4 protein-coding genes and 1 pseudogene are annotated in these 6,030 nt (G+C 62.1%); 3 read left to right on the plus strand and 2 right to left on the minus strand.

Features of this window, described 5'->3' with window-relative positions; genetic code table 11:
- Positions 1 to 545 precede the first annotated feature (545 nt).
- The gene (locus RMO40_RS17875; protein WP_309724310.1) at positions 546 to 1,214 is read left to right on the plus strand and encodes a hypothetical protein; all 669 of its coding nucleotides are present in this window, start codon (positions 546 to 548) and stop codon (positions 1,212 to 1,214) included.
- 98 nt (positions 1,215 to 1,312) lie between these two features.
- Here the strand turns inward: RMO40_RS17875 and RMO40_RS17880 are convergent, their stop codons facing one another.
- Positions 1,313 to 2,923, minus strand: coding sequence for a hypothetical protein (locus RMO40_RS17880; protein WP_309724312.1), 1,611 nt, complete (start codon positions 2,921 to 2,923; stop codon positions 1,313 to 1,315).
- 287 nt (positions 2,924 to 3,210) lie between these two features.
- Positions 3,211 to 4,083 (minus strand): annotated as a pseudogene (locus RMO40_RS17885) (YifB family Mg chelatase-like AAA ATPase); the annotation flags it as partial.
- A gap of 337 nt (positions 4,084 to 4,420) precedes the next feature.
- Here RMO40_RS17885 and glnK point away from each other — a divergent pair.
- Both glnK and RMO40_RS17895 read left to right on the plus strand, forming a co-directional pair.
- Complete coding sequence (gene glnK / locus RMO40_RS17890; protein WP_047487477.1) at positions 4,421 to 4,759, plus strand: P-II family nitrogen regulator; 339 nt, start codon at positions 4,421 to 4,423, stop codon at positions 4,757 to 4,759.
- Positions 4,760 to 4,782: 23 nt separating this feature from the next.
- The coding region (locus tag RMO40_RS17895) for an ammonia channel protein (protein WP_309724315.1) at positions 4,783 to 6,030 on the plus strand (1,248 nt) is incomplete at its 3' end.

Below are 6,030 nucleotides of genomic sequence, written 5' to 3' on the forward strand. Positions count from 1 at the left end.
GGTCAGCGGCAACCTCCTCAGCTACGACGAAACGAACCTGACGCTGACGTAGCGCAGCAACCGCTGGCCCGGTAAGAGGAGGTGAAAACAACGGTGCGCTCAGTTCACCACCAGGCGAATACGAGTCTGTACTTAGAACGCCCGAGTTGTGGGCCCACGCTAAAAAGCGGGTGGCGGCTGTCTTTATGTCCCCGATTGTCGGTAGTGGGCTAACCGTGGGCGCGATCGGATCAGTGGCCATTTCTCTCCCTCAAGCGGCCCGCGAGGCCATTGTGTTTTGGGCGTAGTGTATTCCCCGACAATCCGCCGCCACTGGTGGACTTGGTGGGGGTACGACGGCGTGCAGCCGCATACCCATACATGGGGCGGCCCTTGACAGACTCCCTCTCCCCCAACTGAGGTTGAGTGTCGGCTCAAGGCGCTGGACCTAGCTAGCCGCTACAGTCATAGAAATCTGCTTTAGGAGGCATCAACACAGTCTTGGGGCCGTGTTGGCCAAGTTCGCTTGATCACAAGGATCGAGACGCGCGCAGAAAGGGAGTGTCATGGCACAAGTTGCGGATACCGCGCAGGCTTCAAGCACTGCAAGCGCCACGAAGGCTTCTGTCGCCGCGAGTGCCGTTAATACTCCCTGGGAGCAAGGACAAGCATTATGGGTATCTCCCGGAACGGGGAATGCGGCTACGTTACTAGGAGTCCTTGCGACGTTGTTGGTTGCTTGGCTCTCGCTTCGATTTAGCCAGAATGAGTCGAGGCTGCGCGCCGAAGGTGAGCGTCGAATCGCGACACTGGCCGCTGCACAGATTGGTTCAATGCTGGATCTCGCTGCAGATCACCTTCGCCGCTTTGGTTTGGCGATCCTCTTCGCGTCCTGGGACATTTTCGCCGACAACGAGGAGATGGCAAAAGACATGTTCTCGCGGCTGGAGCCAATTGGCCTGGAGGTCGCCAGTCGACTGGCTCCGCTGGGCGAGGAACTTGGTTTGAAGATGGTTCGTGGGTTCGCGCGCGTCGCTGAAGCCCGCCGACTATTGGAGGACTCGCTTCCGAGCGGGGGCGTGGATGGGGTGCTTCAGCGCATGCCGTGGACCGAGGAGCGCGACGTCAAGTTCAAGGCTCTTCTTGCATCTGCGCTAGACGACATAGAAGCTTCCGCCGCGATGTGCAACGCCGCGGTCGCTGCTGCTCTGGCGAAAGGAACGGCATCTCGGTAAGTCAGCTGCAATGACAGGTACCGAAGAAGTCGCGAATGCGTACCGGCTGCGGTGCTTTCTCTTTTGCGCAAATCAGAACTCGGCTTCTTGATGGACCGTCACTCGCGGGGCTTGTCCTTTGGGCGCGGCACAGTGATGTTTACTTTTCCAAGAGCGGCAACAACTGTCGAGTGCCCGGCGATGTCATCGGCACGGGACGATGATCTTCGGTAGTAGTCAACAAGGTGGCCGGGACAGTACGGGATCACACGCACCATGACGCCTTGATTGCTGCGAATTCCCTCGAGAACTTTGGGGATCCACTCGCTCGGCTTAGCGCCTGCAGGCGGTGAGACGATCAAGCCGCAGAACGCCTGCTCCTTTTCGTAGGTGCTGCCATCCTGGGCCGTGCGCTGGCCGCTCCGCCGCTCTATCTCGAAGATGTATGCAGACCGGTCGGGGGTCCTCACGAACGCAATAAGAACGCCTCGGATCCGAGTCTGTGCGTGATCGACATACACCCAATTGGACGCGGGCAACGCAACTCCCTTGTCCTGCTTTTCGTCGGATGGCAACAAGGCCACCATGCATGGCTCCTTGTCGATGAAATTGATTTCGTCAAGCTGCGCGCTGCACCAACCGACTGCCTCGATCACTTCGCGGCACGTCTGTTTCAGATGAAGCAGCGCGTTCCACACATCCCGCGCTGCGCCGCTCGATTCGAGCTTGGTTAAAGTGTGTATAGATGCCACGCCAGTGGCACCAGACCCTTGTCTCTCCCCTGGTGAATGCTTATCGGACTTTTCATCCGGGACCGGGGGCCCAGGTCGCGTCTTCGCGTTGGAAAGTTTATGTGGGACGACCTCTCGACGTGGGCCTACGATGCGGAACCCGGGATTGCGCACCTCGACGATGTTGCCGTCATGGCCGGCTGGGTCGTTCGGGGTTACGTTCACCAGTGAGCGAATATCGCCGTGCCTTTTGTCGCGCCCGCCAGTCCAGTCGCTTTGCGGGGCTCCGTCCGGTGCGGGTTCGTCCGCTTCGCCAGGGTTCTCTCGGAAGCTCCATATGCGAGGGCCGTTGGGCTCCGAGCCTCCGACGATGCGCAGCGCCAGGAACCGATCTCGCGCCAGTGGGATGCCTTCCACAATTAGCTTGGCTGGTCCGACAAACCACGGCCCGATCTGTGGGAATGCCCAGCCGCTGGGGCTGTCGAATTGTGTCTCCAGATTGGAGTAGACGCTCTTGGCAGCGATCCTGGCGTGGTTGTCGTACTTCACATGCGCCACGAACATCGCGTCATCGTTGTAGATGTTGGATGGCAGTTTGACGGACCAGAGCCCGGAGGGTACTGGCTCAGTGTCCGGCAGGTAGAGGCGCGGCTCTGCGTCGCTCCACCGGTAGGTACTCAACACACGGTTAACCTCGGCTGATCGGCCGTAGCATCGCGAAAAGAACTCTAGCGATGGCACGAGCAGTTCGCGCCCATCTTGCAGATCGAACACCAATACTTCGCTTCGGTCTCTGAGGGGATGACGAAGCGGGTACTCATCGACTGGGATCAGCGGATCGGGGCCGAGGTCAGCGGATCGGGCCTGGCTCGTGTAGCGCCATTTCCCGGGCGAAAAGTCGACACTGAACTCACGCTCCTCCAACAAGATCTGGCTTCTGCAACTTCCTTCATTCCAGATTGTCCCGATTTGGAGGAGTGCCAGCTCGGTAATGCCCACGTCATGTCGGATGAACGGGCCCAAGGAACCGTCGGCGCGTAGTCTGCGGAACCAAACGACTATTAGAGGAAGAGTCCTGTCTCTGAGGTTGCGTCGGGCTGCGCCGTACCACCATACGACGCAATCCTCTGGTGGACCGCGCCTCACCACTAAATGGCGAAGTTGGACTTGTTCGAGTTGCCTTTTCTCAATAATCACGCACGCGACCCCTGCATCTACGCGCAGATGATTATGTCTATTCAGTCGCAGCTATTAAGGCGTCGTCGCATCTATTTTGAAACGCCACAGCCACCACCGACCAGCGCGACCGACGACGCACTGTGGTGCGGCTGGCGGGTCGTCCGCACGCCCCAGCGCTCGGGGCTGAAGCCACCATTCAAACTCAGCACCGCGGCCGACTCGAGCGCCTCGTCTTGCGACAGCGGCGGCAACAAGCCCGCAAACCGGTGCGCCAGCATCGATTTGCCGGTGCCGGGTGGGCCCATCATCAACACACTGTGCCCGCCCGCCGCGGCGAGCTCGAGCCCACGCTTGGCAGCGGCCTGGCCTTTGACTTCGATCAGGTCGGGCACGCTGACGGGGTTGTAAAACACCTCGGCCCGGGCCCGCGGCAGTTCGGCCGCCTGGGTTGCATCCACGACGGGCTGCATGGCCTGCACCACCTCCAGCAGGTGGGCGGCGCTGTGAATGGCGAGGCCTTCGACCAGGGCCGCCTCTTGTGCGCTTTGAACGGGCAACACCAGAGCGCGCGCCGTTTGGGCATCACGCTGCAGCGCCAGCCCCATCGCCAAGGCGCCGCGTACCGGTCGCAGGTCGCCGGCCAATGACAACTCACCCGCGAACTCGAAGCGCGACAGGCGTTGTGCGTCGACCTGGCCACTCGCCGCGAGGATGCCCAAGGCGATCGGCAAGTCAAAGCGCCCGCTTTCTTTCGGCAGGTCGGCCGGCGCCAGGTTCACGATGATTCTTTTGTTGTGGGGAAATTCGAGCCCGCTGTTTTGCAGCGCGGCGCGCACGCGCTCGCGCGCTTCCTTGACCTCGGTGTCAGCCAGACCCACCAGCGTGAAGCTGGGCAAACCGTTGGCCAGATGAACCTCGACCGTGACCGCCGGCGCGGCGAGGCCGTCAAGCGCCCGGCTGTGGATGACCGCAAGTGACATGTTCTTCTCTCCCTGTGCATGCGCGGCGCAGACGTGTGCGCCGCTGTCATGTGGCGGCAATTGTGCCCGGCCGGGCGCCCGGGCTGACTCAGGGTGATTCGCACCAAAAGCGTGCCGCCTGCGTGGTTTCGACCGGGAGAACACTTATTTGGTGCAATGGAACGTTGTCAGACAAAAGAAGGCTCGCCGATGGGGCGCGATGCCCCAAAAAGGCCTTGGCACAAAAGCTGCACAAGACCCTTCGCCCTGATGGCGCTCCCCACGGACCACGCCGTCGTGACGATCACCAAGTCGAAGTAGCTGCAACACCCACTGAATCCTCTAACTGGAGATGACCATGAAGATGGTGACTGCCATCGTCAAGCCGTTCAAGCTTGACGAAGTTCGTGAGGCCCTCAGCGCCATTGGCGTTCAGGGCATCACGGTGACCGAAGTCAAGGGCTTCGGCCGCCAAAAGGGCCACACCGAGCTGTACCGCGGTGCGGAGTACGTGGTGGACTTTCTGCCCAAGGTGAAGATCGAAGCCGCCGTGGATGACTCGCTCATCGACCGCGTGATCGAAGCCATCGAAACCGCAGCCCGCACCGGCAAGATCGGCGACGGCAAGATTTTTGTCTCGCCGCTGGAGCAGGTGGTGCGCATCCGCACTGGTGAGACGGGCAAGGACGCCCTCTGACGCGAAAAAGAGAGACAACCCCCATGAAAAAACTCATTGCAACTTTCGTCCTGGGCCTGTCGGTCCTGGGCTTCAGCGGAGCCTCGTACGCGCAGGCCGCATCCGCACCGGAGGCGGCTGCTTCGGTCGCTGCCGCTCCTGCAGCGGCGTCTGCGCCTGCGGAGGCCGCATCGGCTGCGGCTCCTGCCGCTTCGGCAGCCCCGACACCCGTCGCCAACAAGGGCGACGTGGCCTGGATGATCGTCGCCACCCTGCTCGTCATCATGATGACGGTGCCGGGCCTCGCCCTCTTCTACGGCGGCCTGGTGCGCAGCAAGAACATGCTGTCGGTCCTGATGCAGGTGATGGTCACCTTCTCGTTGATCGTCGTGCTGTGGTTCGTCTATGGCTACAGCCTAGCGTTTACCGAAGGCAACTCGTTCATCGGCGGGCTGGATCGCCTGTTCATGAAGGGCTTGTTCAACCCGGCCGACGGCTCGATGGCCATGGCCGCCACTTTCAGCAAGGGCGTCTACATTCCTGAGCTGCTGTTCGCGGCCTTCCAGGCCACCTTCGCCGGCATCACCTGCTGCCTGATCGTGGGTGCCTTCGCCGAGCGCATCAAGTTCTCGGCCGTGCTGATGTTCATGGTGCTGTGGTTCACCTTCAGCTACGCACCGATCGCACACATGGTGTGGTACTGGATGGGCCCGGACGCCTACAGCTCCGCCGCCGTGGCCGCAGACATGACCGCCAAGGCCGGCCTGATCTGGCAATGGGGCGCGCTCGACTTCGCCGGCGGTACCGTGGTGCACATCAACGCTGCCGTGGCCGGCCTGGTGGGTGCCTACATGATCGGCAAGCGCGTGGGCTACGGCAAGGAAGCCTTCACGCCGCACTCGCTGACGCTGACGATGGTGGGTGCCTCGATGCTGTGGGTGGGCTGGTTCGGCTTCAACGCCGGCTCGGCGCTCGAAGCCGGCAACTTCGCCGTGCTGGCCTTCGCCAACACCTTCTCTGCCACGGCGGCAGCGGTGCTGGCCTGGTGCATCGGCGAAGCGCTGATGAAGGGCAAGGCCTCGATGCTGGGCGCTGCGTCCGGCGCAGTCGGTGGCCTGGTGGCCATCACCCCGGCGGCCGGCAACGTCGGTCTGATGGGCGCCATCGTGATCGGCTTCGTGGCCGGCTTCGCCTGCCGGTGGGGCGTCAACGGCCTGAAGAAGATGCTGGGGGCGGCCGACTCGCTCGCCGTGGTCGGCGTGCACGGGGTCGGCGGCATCGGCGGCGCCCTG

Origin of the sequence: Rhizobacter sp. (assembly GCF_031412075.1) — a bacterium.
Taxonomy (GTDB): Bacteria; Pseudomonadota; Gammaproteobacteria; order Burkholderiales; family Burkholderiaceae_C; genus Rhizobacter.

Excerpts from the sequence above, each read along its gene's own strand:
- RMO40_RS17875 (WP_309724310.1), top strand. The coding sequence starts at position 546 with ATGGCACAAGTTGCGGATACCGCGCAGGCTTCAAGCACTGCAAGCGCC.
- glnK (WP_047487477.1), top strand. The coding sequence starts at position 4,421 with ATGAAGATGGTGACTGCCATCGTCAAGCCGTTCAAGCTTGACGAAGTT.